Raw genomic sequence first — 23,119 nt, 5'->3', positions numbered from 1 at the left:
TAACCGCTCGCACGTCTTTCCGCCATCGCCCGGATACGGGTTCAACGGAGGGAAAATATCATGGGTCTCATTCTTTGGCTGATCATCGGCGGCGTCATCGGCTGGATTGCCAGCATGATCATGCGCACTGATGCGCAGCAGGGTATCCTTCTGAACATCGTCGTCGGCATCGTCGGTGCATTTATCGGTGGTCTGATCCTGTCGGGTGGCTCGATCAACAACGCACCGCTGACGCTGACGTCGTTCCTGGTTTCGCTGCTGGGTGCAGTCATCCTGCTCGCGATCGTGAACCTCGTGCGTCGCGGTAGCGTCCGCTAAACTTCGCATCGTCACGCGAAACGGCAAAGGCCGCCCGGGCAACCGGGCGGCCTTTTTCGTGCGTGCAACGATCCTCCCCCTTGGCGGGGGAGGATCATGGAAGCGTCAGTTCAGCAGGAACCGCACCGACACGGTGACCGTCACGTCCTTCTCGCCCGGCGCGATCTGCGTGCTCTCCTTGGCCATCGACGCGCGCGCCAGGAACATCGGCTGCGGCGAGCCACCCGTATCCTGCCCCGATTCGGCGATCGACACGATCCGCGACACGCGAAGCCCCGCGGCCTTCGCGTAGAGATCCGCTCGACGCTTGGCCTGCGCAATCGCGTCGCTGCGCGCTTCGTCAAGCGCCGCCTCGGGCTTGTCGATCGACAGATTGGGTCCGTCGATCTGGTTCGCACCCTCTGCCACCAGTGCATCGAGGATCGCACCCGATTTCGCCACGTCGCGGAAGCGGATCGAGACGGTGTTGGTCGCCTGGTATCCGGTGATCACCGGCGGCTGGTTGTCGGCATAGCGATATTGCGGCGCGAGCTGGACCGACGACGTCGCAACGTCGCGTGGCGCTACGCCTGCACGCTTCAATGCCGCGAGGACCTTCGCCATCCGCTGCGCATTGTCGGTCAGCGCCGCCGCGGCGGTCGTCGACTGCGAGACGACGCCCGCGCGGATCGTCGCCAAGTCTGGCACGCGCGTCGTCCGCCCCTCCGCCGTCACGTCGAGCACGGTACCCGCCGCTGGGATCATCGGCTCGACCGTGGTCGGCGCGGTCTGCGCGGTGGCAGCCACCCCCGGCAGCGCGACCGCGACGCCCGCAAGCGCGGTAAGGAACGATGCGATCTTCATGACTATGTCTCCCGTGTAACAGTGTTTCGGCGTGTGGCGCCGCCCAGGTCAACACAAGCTGAACGTCCCGGACCTTGTCGAACTGCATTGCGGATAGATCGGATTCGAAGCATGTCTTCGTTCCGCGCTCGTCGAGGGGCTTGAGCACGGTGACTTATTCAGATAACACAGCGTGTGAACGGCGAAGCGGGTCGAGACAAGGCCGGTCGGAAGTGGGATTGTGGCGCGCATGAATTACGAGACGAAGATGGTCGGCAGCGATAGCGACGAGCAGCTGGCGTTGCCGGACTATAGTGCGCCGTCGCACCGCCGCCGCAACATCATCATCGCGGTGATCATCGTGCTCGCGATCGTCGCCGTGGTCTATGCGTTCAAGTCCGGCAAGAAGGACGCCGCGGCCGCATCGCCCAACGCACAGTTGCCGAGCGTCACGGTCGTGGTGCCGGGGCGTCAGATGGTCGATCGGACGATCTCCGCGACGGGGACGCTGGCCGCACGGCGCGAGATGCCGGTCGGCGTCGCAGGCGAGGGCGGGATGATCACGCGCGTGCTGGTCGAACCCGGCACCTGGGTTGCGGCGGGGCAGGTGCTCGCCACGGTCGATCGGTCGGTCCAGACCGAGACTGCGGCGTCGCTCGCCGCATCGGTCACCGTCGCGCGCTCCGACGAGACGATCGCGCAGGCCGAACTCGATCGCGCGAAGCAGCTGGTCGATCGCGGCTTCATCTCGAAGGCCGATCTGCAGCGCAAGGCCGCGACTCGCGATGCCGCCGCCGCGCGCGTGAAGGTCGCGCAGGCCACGCTCGGCGAGGCACGCGCCCGCAACGGTCGGCTCGATATCCGCGCGCCCGCCGCCGGGCTCGTGCTGACCCGCGGCGTCGAGCCGGGCCAGATCGTCGGGCCGTCGGCCGGCGTGCTGTTCCGGATGGCGATGGGCGGCCAGATGGAGATGCGCGCGCAGTTGAGCGAGGCCGATCTCGCCGGGCTGCGTGCCGGTGCGCGCGCGACGGTCGTGCCCGTCGGCACGACGCAGGGCTATCCGGGCGAAGTCTGGCAGGTCTCGCCCGTGATCGATCCGCAGACCCGTCAGGGAATCGCGCGGATCGCGGTGAAATATGACCCAGCGCTGCGTCCCGGCGGATTCGCCGCGGCGACGATCGTCGGGGGCGTGACTCAGGCGCCGCTGCTCCCCGATTCGGCGCTGCAGAGCGACGAGAAGGGCAATTACGTCTATATCGTCGGGCCGGGCGACAAGATCGCGCGGCGCAACGTCACGATCGGCCAGGTGTCCGATGCCGGCGTGACGATCGCGGGCGGGCTCGACGGGTCGGAGCGCGTGGTCCAGTCCGCAGGCGGCTTCCTGGCGCCCGGACAGACGGTCAAGCCGATCACCAAGAAGGCGAGCTGACAGCCATGAACTTCCGCAACATCTCGGCCTGGTCGATCCGCAACCCGGTTCCGCCGATCGTGCTGTTCCTGGCCCTGATGCTTGCGGGCATCGTCAGTTTCATGCGGATGGACGTCAACCGCGATCCCGACATCGACTTCCCGATCGCGATCGTCGTCGTCAGCCAGCCGGGCGCCGCGCCGACCGAGATGGAGACGCAGGTCACGCAGCGCGTCGAGGCGGCGGTCCGCTCGCTGCAGGGCATAGACGAGATCAACTCGACCGTCACCGAAGGCAATTCCGAAACGGTGATCCAGCTCACCATCGGCACGCCGATCGATCGCGCGGTCAACGACGTGCGCGACGCGATCGCGCAGATCCGCAGCGATCTTCCCGAGGGGATCCTCGAACCGCAGGTCTACCGTGCGAACACCAGCGGCAACGACGTCGCGAGCTTCGCGGCGATCACCACCGACATGACCGTCGAACAGCTGTCCTGGTACATCGACGACACCGTCACCAAGGAACTGCTGTCGATTCCCGGCATGGCGACGATCAGCCGCAACGGCGGCGTCAGCCGAGAGATCCGCGTGATCCTCGATCCGCTGAAACTCCAGAGCCAGGGGTTGACCGCAAGCCAGGTCAACGCGCAGCTGCGACAGGTCAATCTGAACGCCGCGGGCGGGCGTGCGGAAATTGCGGGCTCCGAACAGTCGATCCGCGTGCTTGGCAACGCGCGCGATGCGAGCGATCTTGGCCAGACGCAGATCAACGTCGGCAATGGCCGCACCGTCCGCCTCGCCGACATCGCGCAGGTCCGCGATCTCTATGCCGAGCAGCGCAGCCGTGCGACCGTCGACGGGCGCCAGGCGATCACGTTCGATTTCCAGCGTGCCAAGGGGGCGTCCGACGTCACCGTCTATCACGCCGCGGTCGACAAGCTGCGTGCGCTCGAAAAGCGCAATCCGTCGGTCAAGTTCGTCCAGCGCTACACCAGCACCGACTATACCGAATCGCAGTATGAGAGCGCGATCCATGCGATGATCGAGGGCGCGATCCTCGCGGTCATCGTCGTCTTCATCTTCCTGCGCGATTGGCGCGCGACCGCGATTTCCGCGCTCGCGATCCCGCTGTCGGCGATCCCCGCCTTCTGGTTCATGGACCTGCTCGGCTTCGACCTCAACGGCATGACGCTGCTCGCGCTCAGCCTCGTCGCGGGCGTGCTGGTCGATGACGCGATCGTCGAGATCGAGAATATCGTCCGGCACATGCGGATGGGCAAATCCGCCTATCAGGCCTCGATCGATGCCGCCGACGAGATCGGCCTCGCGGTGCTGGCGACGACGATGGCGATCGTCGCGGTGTTCCTGCCGGTCGCGCTGATGCCGGGAATCGCCGGGCAGTTCTTCAAGAATTTCGGCCTGACCGTGGTTGCCGCGGTGCTGATGAGCCTCGCGGTCGCGCGTCTCGTCACGCCGATGATCGCGGCCTATTTCCTCAAGTCGTTCGGCCATGCCAGCCACGGCGAGGGCAAGCTGATGGACTGGTATGTCCGCACGCTCCACTGGACGCTCGACAGTCGCAAGGCGGCGGCATGGCGCGCGCGCGGCGGCATCCGCAAGATGTTCAACCGCGTCATGGATCACCGGATGTGGGCGATCGGCGCGGGCGTCGTGGCCTTCGCGATCACGCTGTTCATGTTCACCGTGATCCCCTCGCAGTTCCAGCCGACCCGCGACGAGGATGATGCGACCGCGCAGATCGAGATGGTGCCCGGCACCACGCTCGCACAGACCGATGCGGTGGTCGCGCGCGTCAGCGCCTTGCTCGGCCAGCAACCCGCGGTCAGCACGGTGTACGCCCGCACCCGCGTCGGCAGCGGCACCGTGACCGCCAACCTGCGCGAGGATCGCAAGGAGAAGTCGGTCGATTTCGAACGCCGGCTCGCGCCGCAACTCACCGCGATCCCCGATGCACGCGTGTCGTTCCGGTCGCAGTCCGGCTGGGGCGGCAGCGGACGTGACGTGACGATCGTCCTCGGCGGCAGCGATCCCGCCAAGCTGCAACAGGCGGCGGACAAGATCGTCGCCGATATGGGCTCGCTCAAGTCGCTGACCGCACCGCGCGTGTCGGGCGGGATGCAGCGCCCCGAAATCGTCATCCGCCCCCGCTTCGATCTTGCCGCCAATCTCGGCGTCACGACGCAGGCGCTGTCGTCGGCTATCCGCATCGCGACGCTCGGCGATATCGACCAGAACTCGGCGCGGTTCTCGCTCTCGGATCGCCAGATCCCGATCCGAGTCGCGCTCGACCAGTCGGCGCGGACCAGCCTGTCGACGATCCAGAACCTGCCGGTCGCGACCGCGTCGGGGGGCTCGGTGCCGCTCAACCTCGTCGCGGATATCGGTCTTGGCTCGGGCCCGACGAAGATCGACCGGGTCAACCAGCAGCGCCAGATCACGCTGGGCGCCGATCTTGCGCCCGGCGTCGTGATCTCGGACGCGATGAAGCAGGTTCATGCGCTGCCGTCGATGAAGGCGCTGCCCGTCGGCGTCAGCGAACTCACGCTTGGCCAGAGCAAGTGGCAGGCCGAGATGATCACCAATTTCATCACCGCGGTGATCTCGGGCACGTTCCTCGTGTTCGCGGTGCTGGTGCTGCTCTACCGCCGCGTGCTGCCGCCGTTCGTCAACATGGGGTCGCTGCTGCTCGCGCCGCTTGGCGGGCTGCTCGCTTTGTGGGCGACCGGACAGCCGCTGTCGCTGCCGGTCTATATCGGGCTGCTGATGCTGCTCGGGATCGTCGCCAAGAACTCGATCCTGTTGATCGACTTCGCGCTCGACGAGATGAGCAAGGGCGTCGATGCGTTCACCGCGATCATCGATGCCGGGCACAAGCGTGCGCAGCCGATCGTGATGACGACGGTCGCGATGGTCGCGGGCATGGTGCCGACCGCGATGTCGATCAGCGGCGATTCGTCGTCGCGCGCGCCGATGGGCACGGTCGTGATCGGCGGCCTTGCGTTGTCGACGCTGCTGACGCTGCTGATCATTCCCGCCGCGTTCAGCCTTGCCGTCGGGATCGAGCGCAGCGTCGGGCCACGTCTCGGTCGCCGCCTGCTCACCTATCGTCCGGGTGACAATGGCGACGACGTGATCGGGCTCGCCGGCCCCAATCCGGGTCCGCTGCTGGGCCCGGCAACCGGCAAGCTGGGGCATGGCCGTGATCAGGGTGGCGGTACGCAACCCGCAGAATGAGATCCCAACGGCCCGCCTCGCTGTACCTGGATGGTCGAACCGCCGCGCCGGCATGAACCTTCGGCGCGCTGGGGGATTGTTTCGGGTATGACGCTTTTATCCCGCACGCGCCCGGTCGGCGAAGCAGCCCCGGCGGCGCTCGTCCGCATGCGGATCGTTGCCACCGGCCTGCTCGTGTTCATGGCGGCGACGTTTTTCGTCAGCCGTGCGCTCGTCCCCGTCCACCCGGCGTTCGCATTCGTGCGCGCCTTTGCGGAGGCGGCGATGGTCGGCGGGCTGGCCGACTGGTTCGCGGTTACCGCGCTGTTCCGCCATCCGCTGGGGCTGCCGATCCCGCATACCGCGATCGTGCCGCGGAACAAGGACCGGATCGGCGACACGCTCGCGCAGTTCCTCCGCGCGAACTTCCTGATCCCCGTCGTCATCGCGCGGCGCACCCGCCGGCTCGACGTTGCGGGCGCCATTTCGCGCTGGCTGACCGATCCGCCCGAAGGCGCAGGCGGACGTTTCCGGCAAGGCGCGTCCAAACTGGTTGCACAGATCCTAGAAGGGCTCGATCCCGCGCGGCTCGGCGGCATGGTCAAGGCGGGGATCGCCACACGGCTGCGCGCGACCGAAGTCTCGCCGATCCTCGGTCAGTTGCTTAAGGCGGCGATCGCCGAACGCCGCCACGCGCCCTTGCTCGAAAGCGCGATCCGCTGGTCCGCCAAGACACTCGCAGCGAACGATCACCTCGTCCGCGCGATGGTCCACGACAAGGCCGGCTCGATCCTGCGCTGGACCGGGCTCGACACGACCGTCGCGGACAAGCTCATCGGCGGCTTCGACCGCCTCCTTGCCGAAATGGCCGAGGACCCCGAGCATCCGCTCCGGCTGAAGGCGGAGGAGGGGCTCGACCGGCTCGCCTGGGACCTGCAATATGATCGCCGCATGCGCGAGCGGGTCGAGGCAATGAAGAACGACCTGCTTGACAACCCGGCGATGCAGCGCTGGCTCGACGGGCTATGGGAGCAGGCGCGCGGTGCGCTGCTCGCGATCGCGCGCGATCCCGAACGGGCGATGGCGGGCAAGCTCGGCGACGTCCTGCGCCAGTTCGGCGAGACGCTGCACCAGGACCCGCGGATGTCGCGCACGATCAACCGGTTCGTGCGGCGCGCCGCGGTCGGTGCGGCGGCGGATTATGGCGATGGCATCGTCAAGCTCGTGTCCGACACCGTGCGCAGCTGGGATGCGGACACGATCACCAGCCGTCTGGAGAATGCCGTCGGGCGCGACCTGCAATATATCCGCGTCAATGGGACGATCGTCGGCGGCCTGGTGGGGCTAGTGATTCACAGCGTCGACGTGCTGTTGTAACGGGTAGCTGCATTCGAGCGGCTTGAGGTCATCCACGGGACTGCGCCAGGCAAGACGACGCCAAGCCCTAGGAGCGCGTAGCCTCCGGCCGGTCCGTCTACCGGGGCACGCGCGTCGATCCGGCCAAACTGGCGCGAAACGACGATGCGGTCCGGGCCGCCGCATGGTAGACCCTGCCACGCACATCGGGCTGGGGGCATGCGAGATGGTCAGGCACATGATCTGCGGCATGGTGGCGCTATCGAGCGCGGCGATCGCCGCACCACGGTCCCCGGACATCTTGCCCGATCGCTTCGTCGCCGCCTGGAATAGCCATGATCCAAAGGCGTTCGAGTCGCTCTATACGGCGGACGCCGTCTGGGTCCCGGTCGCAGAGGAGCGGACCGAGGGACGTGCGGCGATCATCGCTGCATTTGCGGGCATCCATACGGGCCAAGGCTGGGCGAGGAACACGACCATCGCCAGACGCGATCGGCCAAAGGTTCATGTCCTTACCCCCGACGTGGCGACGATCTTCTTCCACATGGATTTCCTGAAGGACGGCAAACCCATCGCCGGGCTCGAGCGGGCGATGATTCTGGTCGCGGTACGCAGCCATGGCGAATGGAGGGTCGCCGCGGGACAATTGACGAAGGAGACGCTTGCCCCGGAGGGGTGAGCCGCGGACCGGGTGGCTGCATCGGACCGCGCCATGGCGCGCGAGATCCCCTGGGCATGGCTCATCCGGGATCAGCGCCAGCCGCGTGCCGGCGATGCCACGTCACTGCCGGGCCGGGACGGATCAGAACTTGAGCGGGGGGCCGAGGCGTTCCATGCCGAAGGACCGCATCAAGCCATCGTCCTTTTCCGTGAAATAGCTGCCCGGACCAAAGCCGTTCTGCTCCCACGCGTTGAAGAACGCTTCCATCTTGCCGGCAGGGGCAAAGCTCAGGAGCAGGCGGCCGGCCGTGGGCCCGACAAAGGCCCAGGTATGCGGAACGCCACGCGGACCAAGGATACAGTCCCCCGTTTTCAACGCATAGCGCGTCTCGCCCACCTGCACGGCATATTCGCCGGAGAGGACGTAGAAGAGTTCGTCCTCGCCGTGATGGAAATGCAGCGGCGGGCCGCCCCTGCGCCGATTGGCCTGCTCGATGACGAACAGGTCGCCCTTCGTGTCGTTCGTGATGACCTTGTAGGTGGTGGCGCTGACGCCGGTCTGGCGCTTCTGTCCGGCCCGATCGCTGCCGGCCCGCACCACCGCGACCGGCAACGCACCTATCAGAACCGGATCGGGTGTCGCACGAACAGGATCGGAGCGCGGCGGCAGACTCGTGTCGCCCGACGCGGCGTGCAATGCGGTGCCGCCAGCCAGCATCGCGAGCGGAAGAGCCAAGACCGATCGGCGTTCCATACGTCCTCCTAAAGGTGACGTGCAGCACGGCATTCGTGACGGACCGACCGTCGCTGCGAGCGGAGGGCACGATATCAAAATACCGGATGAAAGACCAGTTTGGCCCCGTTTCCGCGATGGCATTCAAGATCGGTTTCCGACCATGTTGCGCCGGTCCTGCGGTATGAGGACCCGGCTGTCAGCGCTCCCAGTCGGGCATCGGCCAACCCTTGGCCTTCGCCAGCAACCGCAGCGGGCCATGCGCATTCACCGCGAACGGCTCGTCCGCCCAGTCGAAGGTCGGCGCGTCGGACACATGGTCCGAATAGAACCGCACATGCGCATCGGTCCGCGCGATGCCTCCGCGCGCCATCCACGCCTCGATCATCCGCAATTTCGCCGGGCCGTAGCAGTTCTCGCCGTCGATTCCTGCCAGCAGATGGCCGTCGGCATCGCGCAGGCTCTCCGTCCCGATCACCGCGTCGAAGCCGAGCCGCTCGGCGATCGCCTCGACATAGAAGCGGTACGATGCGGTCGCCATGACCAGCCGGTAGCCCGCCGCGCGGTCCGCCTCGATCCGCGCGCGCGCGCCGGCGAACACGCCGTCGCGCACGACCCGGTCGGCAAACGCCTCTGCGCTGCGGCGTTCCTGCGCGGGCGACAGGCGCTTGCCGAGCATCATCCGCTGCATGACGTACTTCAACCGACCCCGGCTGATCAGCCGCCCGACATAGCCGAGCGCGGCCACGCCGGCGAACGGCACCAGCGCCAGCCGCCACGGCGCACCGCTGGTCCGCGCGGTGTGGAGCAGGAACGGCGTCCAGGTCGGCATATGCGTGATCGTCTTGTCCATATCGTAGATAGCGAGGCGGACGGACGGCGCGCCGGACGGGCGGGCAGGAGAGATTTCGGTCATCATCGCGACTTACGCCGCATTCACCTTGCCGATCTAGTCGGTTTGCCGCAAAGGTGCGGCCGATGAGCGCGATGGCCGATTTCCAACAGGACGGTGCCGATACCGGCACGCTTCGGTTTACCGGCGATCTGTCGCTGGCCAAGATCGGCAATCTGCCCGACCGGCTCGAGTCGGTCGATGCGTCGTCGGTCAAGCATGTCGATCTCAGCGGGGTCGACCGGATCGACACGATCGGCGCCTGGATCGTCCACCGCTTCGCCGCGCGCAACGATGCGACGATCGATGGTCTCGATGCCAATGATCAGGCGCTGTTCGACCAGGTCGTCGCGTCCGACCAGCCGATGGCCGCCAGGCCTGCCAAGGTCAGCGCCGCCAGCCGCGTGCTCGGCGAGATCGGCGATGCAGTCGTGCTGTCGGGCAAGACGATGCTCGGGTTGCTCGGTTTTCTCGGCGCCACCACGGTCGCGTTCGGCAGCGTCATTCGTCATCCGCAGCGGTTCCGGTTCAACGCCGTCGTCCAGCGCTTCGAGGTGGTCGGCGTCGCCGCACTCGGCATCGTCGGGCTGATGAGCTTCCTGATCGGCATGGTTATCGCCCAACAGGGCGCGGTCCAGCTTCGCCAGTTCGGCGCCGAAGTCTTCACGATCAACCTCGTCGGTCGTCTGACGATCCGCGAGCTTGGCCTGTTGATGACCGCGATCATGGTCGCAGGGCGCTCTGGGTCGGCGTTCGCAGCACAGCTCGGCACGATGAAGTTGACCGAGGAGATCGACGCGATGCGGACGATCGGCGTGTCGCCGATGGAGGCGCTGGTCCTGCCGCGGGTCCTCGCGGCGATCGTGATGATGCCGCTGCTCGGCTTCTACGCGTCGGTCATCGCGATCATCGGTGGTGGTCTGCTGTGCTGGGTGCAGCTGGGGATCCCGCCGGTCACCTTCATCGCGCGCATCCGCGAGGTCGTGCCGATCACCGATCTGTACATCTCGCTGATCAAGGCGCCGGTGTTCGGCGCGATCATCGCGATCGCGGGCTGCTTCCAGGGGATGCAGGTCGAATCTGACGCCGAGCAGGTCGGCCTGCGCACCACCTCCGCGGTCGTCCAGGGCATCTTCCTGGTGATCGTCCTCGACGCGTTCTTCGCGGTGTTCTTCACCTGGTTGGGTTGGGACTGATGCCCCGCAAGACAGACGATATCGTCATCTCCGTGAAGGGGCTGAAGAACGCGTTCGGCGAGTCGGTGGTGCATGAGGGGCTCGACCTCGACGTGCGGCGCGGCGAGATTCTCGGCGTGGTCGGCGGGTCGGGTACCGGCAAGTCGGTGCTGATGCGTTCGATCATCGGGCTGCAAACCCCCGAGTCGGGCGAGATCACCGTCTTCGGCGAGCCCAATATCGGCCGCGAAGAAACCGAGGCGACCGAGATCCGCAAGCGCTGGGGCGTGCTGTTCCAGGGCGGTGCGCTGTTCTCGACGTTGACGGTGGCCGAGAATGTCGAAGTGCCGTTGCGTGAATTCTATCCTGACCTGACGGGCGCGCTGCTTTCGGAGATCGCGTCGTACAAGGTCGTGATGACCGGCCTCCCTGCCGATGCGGCGAACAAGTTTCCGTCCGAACTGTCGGGCGGCATGAAGAAGCGCGCAGGGCTGGCGCGGGCGCTGGCGCTCGATCCGGAACTGCTGTTTCTCGACGAGCCGACCGCAGGGCTCGATCCGATCGGTGCCGCGGCGTTCGACGGGTTGATCCAGTCGTTGCAGAAGACGCTGGGCCTGACGGTGTTCCTGATCACGCACGACCTCGACACGCTGTATGCGATCTGCGACCGGGTTGCGGTGCTCGCCGACAAGAAGGTGATCGCGGTCGGTACGATCGATGAGCTGATTGCGCTCGATCACCCGTGGATCGAGGAATATTTCAAGGGGCCGCGCGGTCGCGCCGCGGTCGCGACGCAGGAGGCGCATGAGCGCGCCGACCAGGTCGCGGATGCCCACCCCACGGAAGTCCAGTCCAAGCAGTCCGCGCCGGACGACGCCGACGCGACATACGCCGAGAAAGAAGCAAGGACGCGCTGATGGAAACCCGTTCGAACCACGTCCTAGTCGGCGCCGTCGTGCTGATCCTGCTGGCCCTGCTGGCGCTGTTCACCGTGTGGATCGCGCGGCTGGGCGGCAAGGAAGAGAAGGAATATGACATCTTCTTCCGCCAGTCGGTCGACGGGCTCGCGCGCGGGTCCGCGGTGGTGTTCTCGGGCGTGCCGTCGGGCCAGGTGAAGACGATTTCGCTGTGGAAGAACGACCCGCAGTTCGTCCGGGTCCGGATCAGCGTCAACGACGAGACCCCGGTGCTGCAGGGCACGACCGCGTCGATCTCGGGCGTCGGCTTCACCGGCGTCAGCCAGGTGTCGCTCGATGGTGCGCGTAAGGGTGCGCCGGCGGTCGCGTGCCCCGACGTCAATGGCCAGCCTTGCCCGTACGGCGTACCGGTCATTCCGACCAAGCAGGGTGGCCTCGGCGCGATCCTGAACTCGGCACCGCAGTTGCTCGAGCGCCTGTCGACGCTGACCGAGCGCCTGACCGGGCTGTTGACCGATCGTAACCAGGCATCGATCGCGGGCATTCTCGAGAACACCAACCGCTTGACCGATGCGCTCGCCGATCGCGGGCCGGAGATCGCCGCGACGCTCGCGCAGACTCGCGTTGCGATCCAGCAGGCGGGTGATGCCGCGCAGCAGTTCGGCGTGCTCGCCAAGACCACCAACGGCGTCCTGTCCGAGGACGTGAAGCCGGCGATGGCCAATCTGAACAAGGCGATCGTTTCCGCGCAGCAGAGCGCCGATACGCTGAACTCGGCGATCGGCGATGCGCGGCCGGGGTTGCAGGCCTTCTCAAAGACGACGATCCCCGAGGCCAACCGTCTGGTCCGCGATCTGCGGACGACCGCGGCGGCTTTGTCGTCGGTCGCCGAAAAGGTCGACCAGCAGGGTGCGAGTTCGCTGATCGGGCAGCAGAAGCTCCCGGATTACAAGGGTAAGTGAGGCACGCCATGAAGACACCGCTCATCCTGATCGCGATGCTGCCGCTTGCCGGGTGCATCAGCTTCGGCGCCAAACCGCCCCCCACGTTGCTGACGCTGACGAGCGCGTCGACCGTGACGGTCGGGCAGAACCAGGATTCGGCGACGACCAAGTCGATCACGATCCAGGTGCCCGTCGTGCCGCAGTCGCTGGCCACTGCTCGGGTGCCGGTGCAGGCCACGCCGACCTCGATCGCCTATGTGACCGATGCGCAGTGGGCGGAGCCGCCGGCGCGTCTGTTCGCGCGGCTGGTGTCGGACACGGTCGCGTCGCGGACCGGACTCGTTGTGTTGTCGACCGCGCAGTCGATCGGCGATCCGGGCGGCTTGCTCGGCGGCGAACTCCGGACGTTTGGGCTTGATGCGACGACTCGCGAGGCGGTCGTGACGTTCGATGCCTCGTTGACCCGCGTCGGCAAGACGTCGGTCGAGAAGCATCGTTTCGAGGCACGCGTGCCCGTCTCGGCGATCGACGCCCCCTCGGCCGCGGCGGGGATCAACCAGGCGGCGAACCAGGTCGCGACCGAGGTGGCGGACTGGATCGGGCGGTGAACGCCGCGTCGGTTTGAACGTTGGGGCTCTCTGATGAGGAGAGCCGCAACGCCACAGGGCGCGCCGCCAAACGGTGAGGGCTAGCCGCCGTCAGAGCCGGAGCATGGCTTCCGCTTCGGCGAGATGCAGCCTCTCGACCATCTGGCCATCGAGGCGAATGGCGCCCTTGTCCGCATTGTCGGGCATCGCGAACGCAGCGACGATCGCGCGGGCCCATGCCAGCTTGTCCTCGCTTGGACCAAAGCCGCTATTCGCCGCCTCGATCTGCGATGGGTGGATCAGCGTCTTGCCGTCGAACCCCAGCATCGCACCTTGCGCGCACTCGGCCTCAAATCGCGCTGGATCGTCCAGAGCGTTGCAGACGCCATCGAGCGCGACGATCCCCGCGGCGCGGGCGGCCATCACGATCGACGCGAGCGCCGGGATCAACGGCGTCCGCTCGGCCCCGAGACGGCATCGCATCTCCTTGGCAAGATCGTTCGTGCCCGCCACCAGTGCGGTCAATCGCGCCGCCGTGGCGGCTTCGGACAGCGCCGGCAGCGACAGGATCGCGGCGCAGGTCTCGATCATCGCCCAGATCGGTGGGCCGTCGTCGCCAAGCGAGCCGCGGATCGCGTGCAGATCGGCTGGGTAGGACAGCTTGGGCACCAGCACCGCATCAACGCCGATCCCGCGGACCGCGGCGATGTCGTCCGCGTACCACGGCGTGTCGAGGCCGTTGACCCGGACGACCAGTTCGCGCGCGCCGAAACCCCCTTCGCGCACGGCCGCGACGACGCGGTCGCGCGCGGCGATCTTTTCCTCCGGTGCGACGGCATCCTCAAGGTCGAGGATGACGACGTCGCAGTCGAGCGTCCGTGCCTTGGCGATCGCACGCGGGTTGGACGCGGGCATGTAGAGCGCGCTCCGACGGCGCCGATGCGTCATGTTGCCAGCGTTCATCAGGTGACGACGTCGGGCTTCACGCGCCCGGTATGCCCGGCGATACCCGCGACCGACTCCGCGGCGGCGACGATGCTGGCGAGCATCTCGCCGGTGTCGCGGTCGAGGTCGCCGCCGACAGGCTCATAGCGTTCGAGATACACGCGCAACGTCGCGCCGGTGGTGCCCGTGCCCGACAGGCGGAACACGACTCGGCTGCCGCCTGCGAACAAGATGCGCACGCCCTGGTTGCGGCTGATCGAGCCGTCGGTCGGGTCGGTATAGGCGAATTCGTCCGCGGTCTCGACGGTGAGGTCGCCGAACTGCTGTCCGGGGAGCGTGGCGAGGCTGGCGCGAAGGGCGGCCATCAGCGCGTCCGCGCGTGGGGTTTCGACGCCCTCGTAATCGTGGCGCGCATAATAGTTGCGGCCGAACTTCGCCCAGTGATCCTGCGCGATCGCGTCGACGCTCTCACCGCGAACTGCGAGGATGTTGAGCCAGAGAAGGACCGCCCACAGCCCGTCCTTCTCGCGGACATGGTCGGAGCCGGTACCCGCGCTCTCCTCGCCGCAGATCGTCGCCATGCCGGCGTCGAGCAGGTTGCCGAAGAATTTCCAGCCGGTCGGCGTCTCGTAGGCGGGGATACCGAGCGCTGCCGCGACGCGGTCTGCCGCTGCGCTGGTCGGCATCGAGCGGGCAATGCCCTTGAGGCCACCGGCGTAACCGGGGGCGAGGTGCGCGTTCGCCGCCAGCATCGCGAGGCTGTCCGATGGCGTCACGAAGCGGTGCCGGCCGATGATCAGGTTGCGGTCGCCATCGCCGTCCGACGCTGCGCCGAAATCGGGCGCGTCTGGGGCCATCATCGTCTCGTACAGCGCGTGCGCGTGAACGAGATTGGGGTCGGGGTGATGCCCGCCGAAATCGGGCAGCGGCGTGCCGTTGCGCACCGTGCCGGCGGCGAAACCCAGCCGGCGTTCGAGGATCTCGGTCGCATAGGGGCCGGTGACCGCGCTCATCGCGTCGAACGCCATCGTCAGCTTGGCCGCCCGGATCGCGTCGAAATCGAACAGCGTCTCCATCAGCGCGGCATAGGCCTCGACCGGATCGACGACCTCGACGGGCATGTCACCGACCATGACCTCGCCGTCATGGTCGAGATCGATATCGGCCGCGTCGACGGTGAGCCAGCGGTCGATCTCGAGCGTCCGCGCGTTGATCGCGTCGGTGATCGATTCGGGCGCGGGGCCGCCATTGGCGATGTTGTACTTGATCCCGAAATCCTCGTCGGGACCGCCGGGATTGTGGCTGGCGGACAGGACCAGCCCGCCGATCGCGCCACGCTTGCGGATCATGTGGCTCGCGGCGGGCGTCGACAGGATGCCGCCGCGCCCGACGATCACGCGACCAAAGCCGTTCGCCGCCGCCATGCGGATCGCGACCTGGATCACCTCCCGGTTGAGGAAGCGGCCGTCGCCGCCAATCACCAGCGTCGCGCCGGCCTTGTCGGCCACCACGTCGAACACCGACTGGACGAAGTTCTCGGCATAGTTCGCCTGCTGGAAGACCTTCACCTTCTTGCGCAGGCCCGATGTGCCGGGCTTCTGGTCGGTGTAGGGCGTGGTCGAGACGGTGCGGGTCATGCGCGCTCCAGGAGGTTCGAATACAGGGTCGCATAGCGGCGGCCGCTCTCGTCCCACGAGAAGTCCGCGCGCATCGCGTTGCGCTGCAACATGGCCCAGCGATCGGGGCGTGCATAGAGCGCGAACGTTCGGCGCAACGCATGGCTGAGAGCTTCCGGCGTGATGCCGTCATGCTGGATGCCCGTCGCGACGCCCGCCGCGATCGCCGCCTCGTTCGCGTCGATCACCGTGTCGGCGAGGCCGCCGGTGCGCGCGACGACGGGGATGCAGCCATATGCCAGTCCGTAGAGCTGAGTCAGGCCGCAGGGTTCGAACCGCGACGGGATCAGGATCGCGTCGGCACCCGCCTGGAGCAGATGCGAGACGGGCTCGTCATAGCCGATGCGGACGCCGATTCGGCCGGGATGGCGATCGGCTGCGGCGAGGAAGGCGCGTTCGAGCGCGGCATCGCCCGAGCCGAGCAGCGCGAGCCGGCCGCCGAGCGCGACGAGTTCGTCGATCTCTGCGACGAGGACGTCCATGCCCTTTTGCCAGGTCAGCCGGCTGATGACGGTGAAGACCGGCCCGTCGTCGCGGTCGAGCCCGTAGAGCGTCTCGACCGCGCGCTTGTTCGCACGACGGCGGGTGAGCGTTCGGGCGGTGTAGGACGACGGGAGTGCCGCGTCGGTGGCGGGGTTCCAGACCGCGGGGTCGATGCCGTTGACGATCCCCGTGAGGCGATCGGCACGGACGTTGATCAGCCCTTCGAGGCCCATGCCAAATTCGCCGCGACGGATCTCGGCGGCATAGGTCGGGCTGACCGTGGTGATCGCATCGGCAGCCTCGAGCCCGGCCTTCAGGAAACCGACGCCGCCATAATATTCGACCCCGTCGAGCGCGAACGCCGCGTCGGGCAGTGCAAGGTCGGCGAAGATCTCCGCGCCATAGCGGCCCTGGAACGCGATATTGTGGATCGTGACGATCGTCTTTGCGGGGGTGCCGGGGCCGGGGGCATAGCGTAGATAAGCGGGCGCCATCGCCGCCTGCCAGTCATGCGCGTGGAGGATGTCGAAGTCCTGGCCCTCGACCACGCCCGAGGCGAGATCCGCCGCGGCTCGACTGAACGCGGCGAACCGCAGCCAGTTGTCGACCCAGTCGGCGCCGGTCGCGTCGCCGTACGGGCCGCCACCGCGCGTGAAGAGGCTGGGTGCGTCGAGCACGAGCAGCGGATGCTCGCCGATCCAGGCTTCGAGGATCCGGGCCTCGACGCCGAGCAGGTCATCATAGCGGTGGACGACCTTCGCGTTCCCGGTGACAGCCGCGAGCGCGGGGTAGCCGGGGAGGAAAGTCGTCATCGCGACGCCGTGATGCGCGAGTGCTGCCGGCAGCGCGCCGACCACGTCCGCCAGCCCGCCGGTCTTGATCAGCGGATACGCCTCCGACGCCACCGAAAGAACGCGCATCACTCGAACTCCCGTTGCAGCGATGCCGGCGCTGGTCGCATGCTCATTCGGTCAGCCGGTCGATCATCGATTTGGTCACGAGCACCACGCCGTTGTCGGTCCGGCGGAAGCGCTGCGCGTCGAGCGCGGGGTCCTCGCCGACGACGAGGCCGTCGGGGATCACCACGCCGCGATCGACGACGACCTTCGACAGGCGCGCGCCGCGGCCGATCACGCAGTGTGGCAGGATTACTGCCTGGTCGAGCACCGAATAGCTGTGCGCGCGCGTGCCCGTGAAGATCAGGCTGCGGTGGATCGACGAACCCGAGATGATGCAGTCGCCCGAGACGAGGCTCGATACGGCCTCGCCGCGGCGACCGTCCTCGGCGTGGACGAACTTGGCGGGCGGGGTCACCTCGGAATAGGTCCAGAGCGGCCAGCTGCGGTCATAGAGGTCGAGCTTTGGCACCACGTCGGTGAGATCGATATTGGCTTCCCAATAGGCATCGACCGTGCCGACGTCGCGCCAATAGGCCTCGACTTCGCCCTCGGACCGCACGCAGCTGTCCGAGAAGCGATGTGCGACCGCCTTGCCGTGCTTTACCAGGTACGGGATGATGTCCTTGCCGAAATCGCGCGACGATCCCGGCGTCTCCGCGTCGCGGCGCAGTTCGTCGAACAGCAATTTGGTGTGGAAGACGTAGATCCCCATCGATGCCAGCGCGATGTCCGGATTGCCCGGAATCGCGGGCGGGTCGGCAGGCTTTTCGACGAACGCGGTGACGTTGTCATGCTCGTCGACCGCCATCACGCCGAAGCCGACCGCCTCCATCCGCGGCACTTCGAGGCAAGCGATCGTGACGTCCGCGCCGGTCTCGCAATGCTGTTGCAGGATCAGCTCGTAATCCATCTTGTAGATGTGGTCGCCCGCCAGGATGACCATGTACTCGGGCGCGTGGCTCTCGATGATGTCGATATTCTGGTAGACCGCGTCGGCGGTGCCCTCATACCATTGGAACTCGCTGATCCGCTGCGACGCGGGCAGGATGTCGAAGCTCTCGTTGCGTTCGGAGCGCAGGAAGTTCCAGCCGCTTTGCAGGTGGCGGATCAGCGAATGCGCCTTGTACTGCGTGGCGACACCGATCCGGCGGATGCCCGAATTGATTGCGTTCGACAGCGCGAAATCGATGATCCGTGCCTTACCGCCGAAATACACCGCGGGTTTCGCGCGCGTGTCGGTCAGCTCCATCAGCCGACTGCCGCGACCACCGGCCAGCACATACGCCATCGCGTCGCGCGCCAGTGGCTGTCCCCGCCGTTCAACCATGTCCGTCTCTCCCTAATCGTCCGCGGTATAACGCGCCGTCACCCGCGGGTTGTTCCGTCGTTGCGCCGGATCGGTCTTTGAACTCGATCAGCCTTCATATTCGAGCATGATCGTGGCAAGCGGCGGCAGCGTCACCCACGCCGCGCCGTTCTCCGCGACCACGCCGCCGAGATTGCCGAGCCCGCTGCCCCAATAGTCATGCGCATCGCTGTTGATGATCTCGCACCAGCGCCCGTCGAGCGGGAGCGGGATGCGGTACGGCGCGCGCGCGATCGGCGTCATGTTGGCGATCACCGCAACGGGCTTTGCGCCGGGCGCCTTGCGCAGCCACGCGAAGACCGAATTGGCGGCGTCGTCGGCGATCAGCCATTCGAAGCCTTCCGCCTCGCAGTCGCGGGCGTGGAGCGCGGGCTTGTCGCGGTACACCGTGTTCAGATCGCGGACGAGGTTGCGGATGCCCTCATGGCTGCGGCTGTTGCGCAGGCACCAGTCGAGCGCGCGACCTTCGGACCATTCGCGGCGCTGCGCGAATTCCTGCCCCATGAAGAGCAGTTTCTTCCCCGGATAGCCCCACATGAACGCGTAATAGGCGCGCAGGTTGGCGAATTGCTGCCAGTCGTCGCCGGGCATCTTGGTCAGCAGCGAGCCCTTGCCGTGGACGACCTCGTCATGGCTCAGCGGCAGGACGAAATTCTCGCTGAACGCATAGACCAGCCCGAAATTGATCTCGCCGTGGTGATGCTTCCGGTGCAGCGGATCGCGCGCCATGTACTGGAGCGTGTCGTGCATGAAGCCCATGTTCCACTTGAACCCGAAGCCCAAGCCACCGCTCTTGCCGTCGTCGCCGACGGGGGCGGAGACGCCCGGCCAGGAGGTCGATTCCTCGGCGATCGTGAAGATGCCGGGATGCTGGCCGTACACCGCGCGGTTCATGTCGCGCAGGAAGGCGACCGCTTCCCAGTTCTCGCGTCCGCCGGTGTCGTTGGGGATCCATTCGCCCGCCTCGCGCGAATAATCGCGGTAGAGCATCGACGCGACTGCATCCACGCGAAGCCCGTCGATATGATAGCGCTCGGCCCAGAACAGCGCGTTGTTGACGAGGAACGACGACACCTCGCGCCGCCCGAAATTGTAGATCGCGGTGTTCCAGTCGGGGTGGAAACCGAGCCGCGGGTCCTTATGTTCGTAGAGCGCGGTGCCGTCGAAATGCGCGAGCCCGAACGCGTCGGTCGGGAAATGCGCCGGCACCCAATCGAGCAGCACGCCGATCCCCGCCAGATGCGCACCGTCGACGAACCGCGCAAATCCCTCGACATCGCCGAACCGTGCGGACGGCGCGTAGAGCCCGGTGGTCTGATAGCCCCAGCTCGGATCATAGGGGTGTTCGCTGATCGGCATGAACTCGATGTGCGTGAAGCCCATCTCGACCACATAGGGGATCAACCGGTCGGCGAGCGCATCCCAGGTCAGGAACCAGTCGTTCTCGTCACGGTCCCACGATCCGGCGTGCACCTCGTAGATGCTGATCGGTACGCGGCGCGGATCGACCGAGGCCCAGTGCGCGCGGTGGCTGGTATCCGCCCATTCGTGCGCGAGCGTGCGCGTGATCGACGCGGTCGCGGGGCGCAGCTCGCTGGCAAAGGCGAAGGGGTCGGCTTTCAGCGGCTGGAGCCGGCCATCGGGCCCGACGATCTCGTATTTATAGGCGCGATATTCGGCGATGTCGGGGATGAAGATCTCCCACACGCCGACGTCGCCGCGCTTGCGCATGGTATGGCGGCGACCGTCCCAGTCGTTGAAGTCGCCAACCACCGAGACGCGCTGCGCATTGGGTGCCCAGAGCGCGAAATGGACGCCGTGCGCGCCTTCATGCTCGATCAGGTGTGCGCCCATCTTGTCGTGGAGGCGGTGGTGATTGCCCTCCGCCATCAGCACGTCGTCGACGGGGCCGAGCACGGGGCCGAAGCTGTACGGATCGGTCACCCACCAGTCCGCGCCGCCGCCCTCGGCATGATATTTCACCGGCTGCGGATCGCCCTCGATCGGCCCCTCGAACAGCCCGCGATCGTCGATCCGGGGCAGCGTGCCGAGCGTCGTGCCGTCGAGCGCATGCGCCTCCGCGGTCGCCGCACCCGGCAGCCAAGCGCGCGCGAACGTACCCCCGGGGCCGGCATGCACGCCGAGCAACGAGAAGGGATCGTCGTGACGCCCCTCGATCAGGGCAACGATGGCGCCTTCGGGTGGCTTCACATCACCGTCCAGATATCGCGCGCATATTCGCGGATCGTGCGGTCGGACGAGAACCAGCCGACGCGCGCGACGTTGCGCACGGTCGAGGCGAGCCACGCGTCGCGATCGTTCCAGCGCGTGTCGACGCTGCGCTGCGCGGTGGCATAGCTGTCGAAATCGGCGGCGAGCATGAACCAGTCGCCCTCGTACAGCCCGCCCATCAGCCCGGCGTACCGCTGACGATCGTCGGGCGAGAACACGCCCGAGGCGATCGCCGAGACCGCCTGGCGCAGCTCGTTCGACGCGTCGATCACGCGGCGGGGATCATAGCCCGATGCACGCTTCGCCTCGACCTCGTCCGCGGTCATGCCGAAAATGAAGATATTGTCGTCGCCGACGCGGTCCTTGATCTCGATGTTCGCGCCGTCGAGCGTGCCGATCGTCAGCGCGCCGTTCATCGCGAACTTCATGTTGCCGGTGCCCGACGCCTCGAGCCCCGCGGTCGAGATTTGTTCGCTCAGATCGGCGGCGGGGATGATCTTCTCCGCGAGCGACACATTGTAGTTGGGCAGGAACGCGACCTTCAAAAGCCCGCCGACCGACGGGTCCGCATTGATCCGGCGCGCGACGTCGTTCGCCAGTTTGATGACGAGTTTCGCATTGTGATAGCTCGACGCCGCCTTGCCCGCGAACAGCTTCACGCGGGGCGTCCAGTCGCGCTCCGGATGGCTGCGGATCTGGTCGTACAGCGCGACCGTCTCGATGATGTTGAGCAGCTGGCGTTTGTACTCGTGGATGCGCTTGATCTGCACGTCGAACAGCGCGTCGGGATCGATGCGCAGCCCCATGCTGTCCTTGATATGATTTGCCAGTGCCACCTTGTTCGAACGCTTGACCGCCCAAAACCGCTCCCTGAACGCGGAGTCGTCGGCAAAAACATCGAGATCGATGAGCTTCTCCGCATCGTCGAGAAAGCCGTCGCCGATCGCGTCGCGGATCAGCGTGGTGAGGCCGGGATTGCACTGCTGGAGCCAGCGGCGCGGCGTGATCCCGTTGGTCTTGTTGTTGATCCGCGTCGGATACAGGCGGTGGAGATCGGCGAAGACCGTCTTCTTCATCAGCTGCGTATGCAGCGCGGCGACGCCATTCACGCTGTGCGATCCGGCAAAGGCGAGATTGGCCATCCGCACGCGCCGCTCGCCGCCCTCGTCGATCAGGCTGATCGCAGCGATCGCGCGGTCGTCGATGCCGTCCACGCCGCGCGCTTCACGCAGCAGCCTCGCATTGATCGCGTAGACGATCTGCATGTGCCGCGGCAGCAGGCGCTCGAACAGCGGCAGCGGCCAGCTCTCCAGCGCCTCGGGCAGCAATGTGTGGTTGGTATAGCCGAAGGTGGCGCGCGTGATCTTCCACGCCTCGTCGAACGCGAATTCGTGATGATCGATCAGCAACCGCATCAGCTCGGCGACCGACACCGCGGGGTGCGTGTCGTTGAGCTGGATCGCGGCCTTGTCGGGCAGCGTGCGGATGTCGCCGAAATACTGGATGTGGCGGCGGACGATGTCCTGGATCGAGGCGGACGAGAAGAAATATTCCTGCCGCAGCCGCAATTCCTGTCCCGCGGCGGTCGAATCATTGGGATAGAGCACGCGCGTGAGCGTCTCGGCGCGGAGCTGGTCGGCGAGCGCACCGGTGAAGTCGCCCGCGTTAAACCGGTCGAGCTTGATCGGATCGAACGCGCGCGCGGTCCACAACCGCAGCGTGTTGACGTGTTTGCCGCGCCAGCCGACGACGGGGGTGTCGACCGCCATCGCCTCGACCGCCTCGGCTGGGCTCCAGTGGATCTGCCCGCTGTCGGTCGCGGTCACCTCGCCGCCGAAGCCGATGAAATAGGCGCTCTCGCGGCGCTCGAATTCCCAGGGATTGCCATGCGCGAGCCAGCTTTCGGGCATCTCGACCTGCCAGCCATCGTCGATCCGCTGGCGGAACATCCCGTTCACATAGCGGATGCCGTAGCCGTAAGCCGGCAGCGCGAGGCTCGCCATGCTCTCCATGAAGCACGCCGCCAGCCGCCCGAGCCCGCCATTGCCGAGCGCCGCATCGGGTTCGATTTCCTCGAGCGCGGCAAGGTCGACGCCGTGCAGCGCGAGCGCGCGCGTCACTTCGCGGCTGCGCTGCAGGTTCGTCACCGCGTCGCGCAGCAGGCGGCCGATCAGGAATTCGAGGCTGAGGTAATAGACGCGCTTGGCGCCGGCCGCATGCGCCGCCTTGGTCGATGCCATCCAGCGTTCGACGATGTCGTTGCGCACCGTCAGGATCGTCGCCGCGAGCCAGTCGTGCGGGAGCGCCGCCTGCGCGTCCTTGCCGATCCGGTGCACGAGCGTGTCGAGGATCGAATCGGCAAGATCCTGGGCGGGCTGCTGTACGGCGATGTCTGAGGTCACGCGGCTTCCGGCTTGGTTACGGTCGCGCTGATCGTAGCTCGCCGCGCGGCGTTGTCACGCGCGCTCGA

18 protein-coding genes are annotated in these 23,119 nt (G+C 66.8%); 9 read left to right on the top strand and 9 right to left on the bottom strand.

Annotated features, from left to right (window positions below; all coding sequences use genetic code 11):
- Nucleotides 1-60: 60 nt before the first annotated feature.
- Nucleotides 61-318, top strand: a complete 258-nt coding sequence (locus tag EV283_RS04515) for a GlsB/YeaQ/YmgE family stress response membrane protein (protein ID WP_130322979.1) — start codon at nucleotides 61-63, stop codon at nucleotides 316-318.
- Nucleotides 319-423: 105 nt separating this feature from the next.
- Here the strand turns inward: EV283_RS04515 and EV283_RS04510 are convergent, their stop codons facing one another.
- Nucleotides 424-1,161: an SIMPL domain-containing protein gene (locus EV283_RS04510; RefSeq protein WP_130322977.1), complete on the bottom strand. Its 738-nt coding sequence runs from the start codon at nucleotides 1,159-1,161 to the stop codon at nucleotides 424-426.
- A 229-nt stretch (nucleotides 1,162-1,390) separates the two neighbouring features.
- On the opposite strand from EV283_RS04510, the gene EV283_RS04505 reads away from it, so the two are divergent.
- The 4 genes from EV283_RS04505 to EV283_RS04490 all read left to right on the top strand — a co-directional run bounded on the left by EV283_RS04505 (nucleotide 1,391) and on the right by EV283_RS04490 (nucleotide 7,819).
- Nucleotides 1,391-2,569 carry an efflux RND transporter periplasmic adaptor subunit gene (locus EV283_RS04505; protein WP_130322975.1) on the top strand — a complete coding sequence of 393 codons (1,179 nt, stop codon included), beginning with the start codon at nucleotides 1,391-1,393 and terminating at the stop codon, nucleotides 2,567-2,569.
- 5 nt (nucleotides 2,570-2,574) lie between these two features.
- On the top strand, nucleotides 2,575-5,805 hold the full coding sequence (locus tag EV283_RS04500) for an efflux RND transporter permease subunit (protein ID WP_130322973.1): 3,231 nt from the start codon (nucleotides 2,575-2,577) through the stop codon (nucleotides 5,803-5,805).
- 87 nt (nucleotides 5,806-5,892) lie between these two features.
- A complete protein-coding gene (locus tag EV283_RS04495) occupies nucleotides 5,893-7,161 on the top strand; it encodes a DUF445 domain-containing protein (RefSeq protein ID WP_207223027.1) in 1,269 nt (422 codons plus the stop codon).
- A 163-nt stretch (nucleotides 7,162-7,324) separates the two neighbouring features.
- Nucleotides 7,325-7,819: an SgcJ/EcaC family oxidoreductase gene (locus tag EV283_RS04490; RefSeq protein ID WP_130322971.1), complete on the top strand. Its 495-nt coding sequence runs from the start codon at nucleotides 7,325-7,327 to the stop codon at nucleotides 7,817-7,819.
- 123 nt (nucleotides 7,820-7,942) lie between these two features.
- Here EV283_RS04490 and EV283_RS04485 read toward each other — a convergent pair whose 3' ends face one another.
- Together EV283_RS04485 and EV283_RS04480 are read right to left on the bottom strand one after the other, a co-directional pair.
- Nucleotides 7,943-8,554, bottom strand: a complete 612-nt coding sequence (locus EV283_RS04485) for a cupin domain-containing protein (RefSeq protein WP_130322969.1) — start codon at nucleotides 8,552-8,554, stop codon at nucleotides 7,943-7,945.
- A gap of 178 nt (nucleotides 8,555-8,732) precedes the next feature.
- Nucleotides 8,733-9,452: an HAD-IB family hydrolase gene (locus EV283_RS04480; protein WP_242615780.1), complete on the bottom strand. Its 720-nt coding sequence runs from the start codon at nucleotides 9,450-9,452 to the stop codon at nucleotides 8,733-8,735.
- Between the two features lie 59 nt (nucleotides 9,453-9,511).
- On the opposite strand from EV283_RS04480, the gene EV283_RS04475 reads away from it, so the two are divergent.
- Genes EV283_RS04475 through EV283_RS04460 form a run of 4 tightly spaced genes read left to right on the top strand, consistent with a single transcriptional unit; the run spans nucleotide 9,512 to nucleotide 13,069 of the window.
- A complete protein-coding gene (locus EV283_RS04475) occupies nucleotides 9,512-10,621 on the top strand; it encodes an ABC transporter permease (protein WP_130322967.1) in 1,110 nt (369 codons plus the stop codon).
- Nucleotides 10,621-11,517, top strand: a complete 897-nt coding sequence (locus tag EV283_RS04470; protein ID WP_056412234.1) for an ABC transporter ATP-binding protein — start codon at nucleotides 10,621-10,623, stop codon at nucleotides 11,515-11,517. Before EV283_RS04475 ends, EV283_RS04470 begins: the two co-directional genes overlap by 1 nt.
- Nucleotides 11,517-12,479 carry an MlaD family protein gene (locus EV283_RS04465; RefSeq protein ID WP_056412231.1) on the top strand — a complete coding sequence of 321 codons (963 nt, stop codon included), beginning with the start codon at nucleotides 11,517-11,519 and terminating at the stop codon, nucleotides 12,477-12,479. The genes EV283_RS04470 and EV283_RS04465 overlap by 1 nt, the downstream gene beginning before the upstream one ends.
- A gap of 8 nt (nucleotides 12,480-12,487) precedes the next feature.
- Nucleotides 12,488-13,069 (top strand): ABC-type transport auxiliary lipoprotein family protein, encoded by a 582-nt coding sequence (locus EV283_RS04460; RefSeq protein ID WP_130322965.1) that lies wholly within the window; start codon nucleotides 12,488-12,490, stop codon nucleotides 13,067-13,069.
- 90 nt (nucleotides 13,070-13,159) lie between these two features.
- Here EV283_RS04460 and EV283_RS04455 read toward each other — a convergent pair whose 3' ends face one another.
- The 6 genes from EV283_RS04455 to EV283_RS04430 all read right to left on the bottom strand — a co-directional run bounded on the left by EV283_RS04455 (nucleotide 13,160) and on the right by EV283_RS04430 (nucleotide 23,051).
- A complete protein-coding gene (locus EV283_RS04455; RefSeq protein WP_242615779.1) occupies nucleotides 13,160-13,996 on the bottom strand; it encodes a CoA ester lyase in 837 nt (278 codons plus the stop codon).
- A gap of 14 nt (nucleotides 13,997-14,010) precedes the next feature.
- Entirely contained in the window at nucleotides 14,011-15,630 is a 1,620-nt protein-coding gene (locus EV283_RS04450; protein ID WP_130322961.1) for an alpha-D-glucose phosphate-specific phosphoglucomutase, read from the bottom strand.
- The gene (glgA, locus tag EV283_RS04445) at nucleotides 15,627-17,072 is read right to left on the bottom strand and encodes a glycogen synthase GlgA (protein ID WP_130322959.1); all 1,446 of its coding nucleotides are present in this window, start codon (nucleotides 17,070-17,072) and stop codon (nucleotides 15,627-15,629) included. Before glgA ends, EV283_RS04450 begins: the two co-directional genes overlap by 4 nt.
- Nucleotides 17,073-17,115: 43 nt before the next feature.
- Nucleotides 17,116-18,378: a glucose-1-phosphate adenylyltransferase gene (glgC, locus tag EV283_RS04440; protein ID WP_130322957.1), complete on the bottom strand. Its 1,263-nt coding sequence runs from the start codon at nucleotides 18,376-18,378 to the stop codon at nucleotides 17,116-17,118.
- Nucleotides 18,379-18,465: 87 nt separating this feature from the next.
- Nucleotides 18,466-20,628 carry a 1,4-alpha-glucan branching protein GlgB gene (gene glgB, locus EV283_RS04435; protein WP_130322955.1) on the bottom strand — a complete coding sequence of 721 codons (2,163 nt, stop codon included), beginning with the start codon at nucleotides 20,626-20,628 and terminating at the stop codon, nucleotides 18,466-18,468.
- Nucleotides 20,625-23,051 carry a glycogen/starch/alpha-glucan phosphorylase gene (locus tag EV283_RS04430; RefSeq protein WP_130322953.1) on the bottom strand — a complete coding sequence of 809 codons (2,427 nt, stop codon included), beginning with the start codon at nucleotides 23,049-23,051 and terminating at the stop codon, nucleotides 20,625-20,627. Before EV283_RS04430 ends, glgB begins: the two co-directional genes overlap by 4 nt.
- Between the last annotated feature and the right edge of the window lie 68 nt (nucleotides 23,052-23,119).

Origin of the sequence: Sphingomonas sp. BK036, from assembly GCF_004216825.1 — a bacterium.
Lineage (GTDB): Bacteria > Pseudomonadota > Alphaproteobacteria > Sphingomonadales > Sphingomonadaceae > Sphingomonas.
This window is presented reverse-complemented; position numbering and strand designations above follow the sequence as displayed.

What these genes read in the sequence shown, in the direction of transcription:
- EV283_RS04480 (WP_242615780.1), bottom strand. Translation starts at nt 9,452, where the DNA reads ATGATGACCGAAATCTCTCCTGCCCGCCCGTCCGGCGCGCCGTCCGTC.
- EV283_RS04515 (WP_130322979.1), top strand. Translation starts at nt 61, where the DNA reads ATGGGTCTCATTCTTTGGCTGATCATCGGCGGCGTCATCGGCTGGATT.
- EV283_RS04470 (WP_056412234.1), top strand. Translation starts at nt 10,621, where the DNA reads ATGCCCCGCAAGACAGACGATATCGTCATCTCCGTGAAGGGGCTGAAG.
- EV283_RS04475 (WP_130322967.1), top strand. Translation starts at nt 9,512, where the DNA reads ATGAGCGCGATGGCCGATTTCCAACAGGACGGTGCCGATACCGGCACG.
- EV283_RS04455 (WP_242615779.1), bottom strand. Translation starts at nt 13,996, where the DNA reads ATGACGCATCGGCGCCGTCGGAGCGCGCTCTACATGCCCGCGTCCAAC.
- glgA (WP_130322959.1), bottom strand. Translation starts at nt 17,072, where the DNA reads ATGCGCGTTCTTTCGGTGGCGTCGGAGGCGTATCCGCTGATCAAGACC.
- EV283_RS04460 (WP_130322965.1), top strand. Translation starts at nt 12,488, where the DNA reads ATGAAGACACCGCTCATCCTGATCGCGATGCTGCCGCTTGCCGGGTGC.
- EV283_RS04510 (WP_130322977.1), bottom strand. Translation starts at nt 1,161, where the DNA reads ATGAAGATCGCATCGTTCCTTACCGCGCTTGCGGGCGTCGCGGTCGCG.
- EV283_RS04505 (WP_130322975.1), top strand. Translation starts at nt 1,391, where the DNA reads ATGAATTACGAGACGAAGATGGTCGGCAGCGATAGCGACGAGCAGCTG.
- EV283_RS04450 (WP_130322961.1), bottom strand. Translation starts at nt 15,630, where the DNA reads ATGACCCGCACCGTCTCGACCACGCCCTACACCGACCAGAAGCCCGGC.
- EV283_RS04485 (WP_130322969.1), bottom strand. Translation starts at nt 8,554, where the DNA reads ATGGAACGCCGATCGGTCTTGGCTCTTCCGCTCGCGATGCTGGCTGGC.
- EV283_RS04490 (WP_130322971.1), top strand. Translation starts at nt 7,325, where the DNA reads ATGGTAGACCCTGCCACGCACATCGGGCTGGGGGCATGCGAGATGGTC.
- glgC (WP_130322957.1), bottom strand. Translation starts at nt 18,378, where the DNA reads ATGGTTGAACGGCGGGGACAGCCACTGGCGCGCGACGCGATGGCGTAT.
- EV283_RS04500 (WP_130322973.1), top strand. Translation starts at nt 2,575, where the DNA reads ATGAACTTCCGCAACATCTCGGCCTGGTCGATCCGCAACCCGGTTCCG.
- EV283_RS04465 (WP_056412231.1), top strand. Translation starts at nt 11,517, where the DNA reads ATGGAAACCCGTTCGAACCACGTCCTAGTCGGCGCCGTCGTGCTGATC.
- EV283_RS04495 (WP_207223027.1), top strand. Translation starts at nt 5,893, where the DNA reads ATGACGCTTTTATCCCGCACGCGCCCGGTCGGCGAAGCAGCCCCGGCG.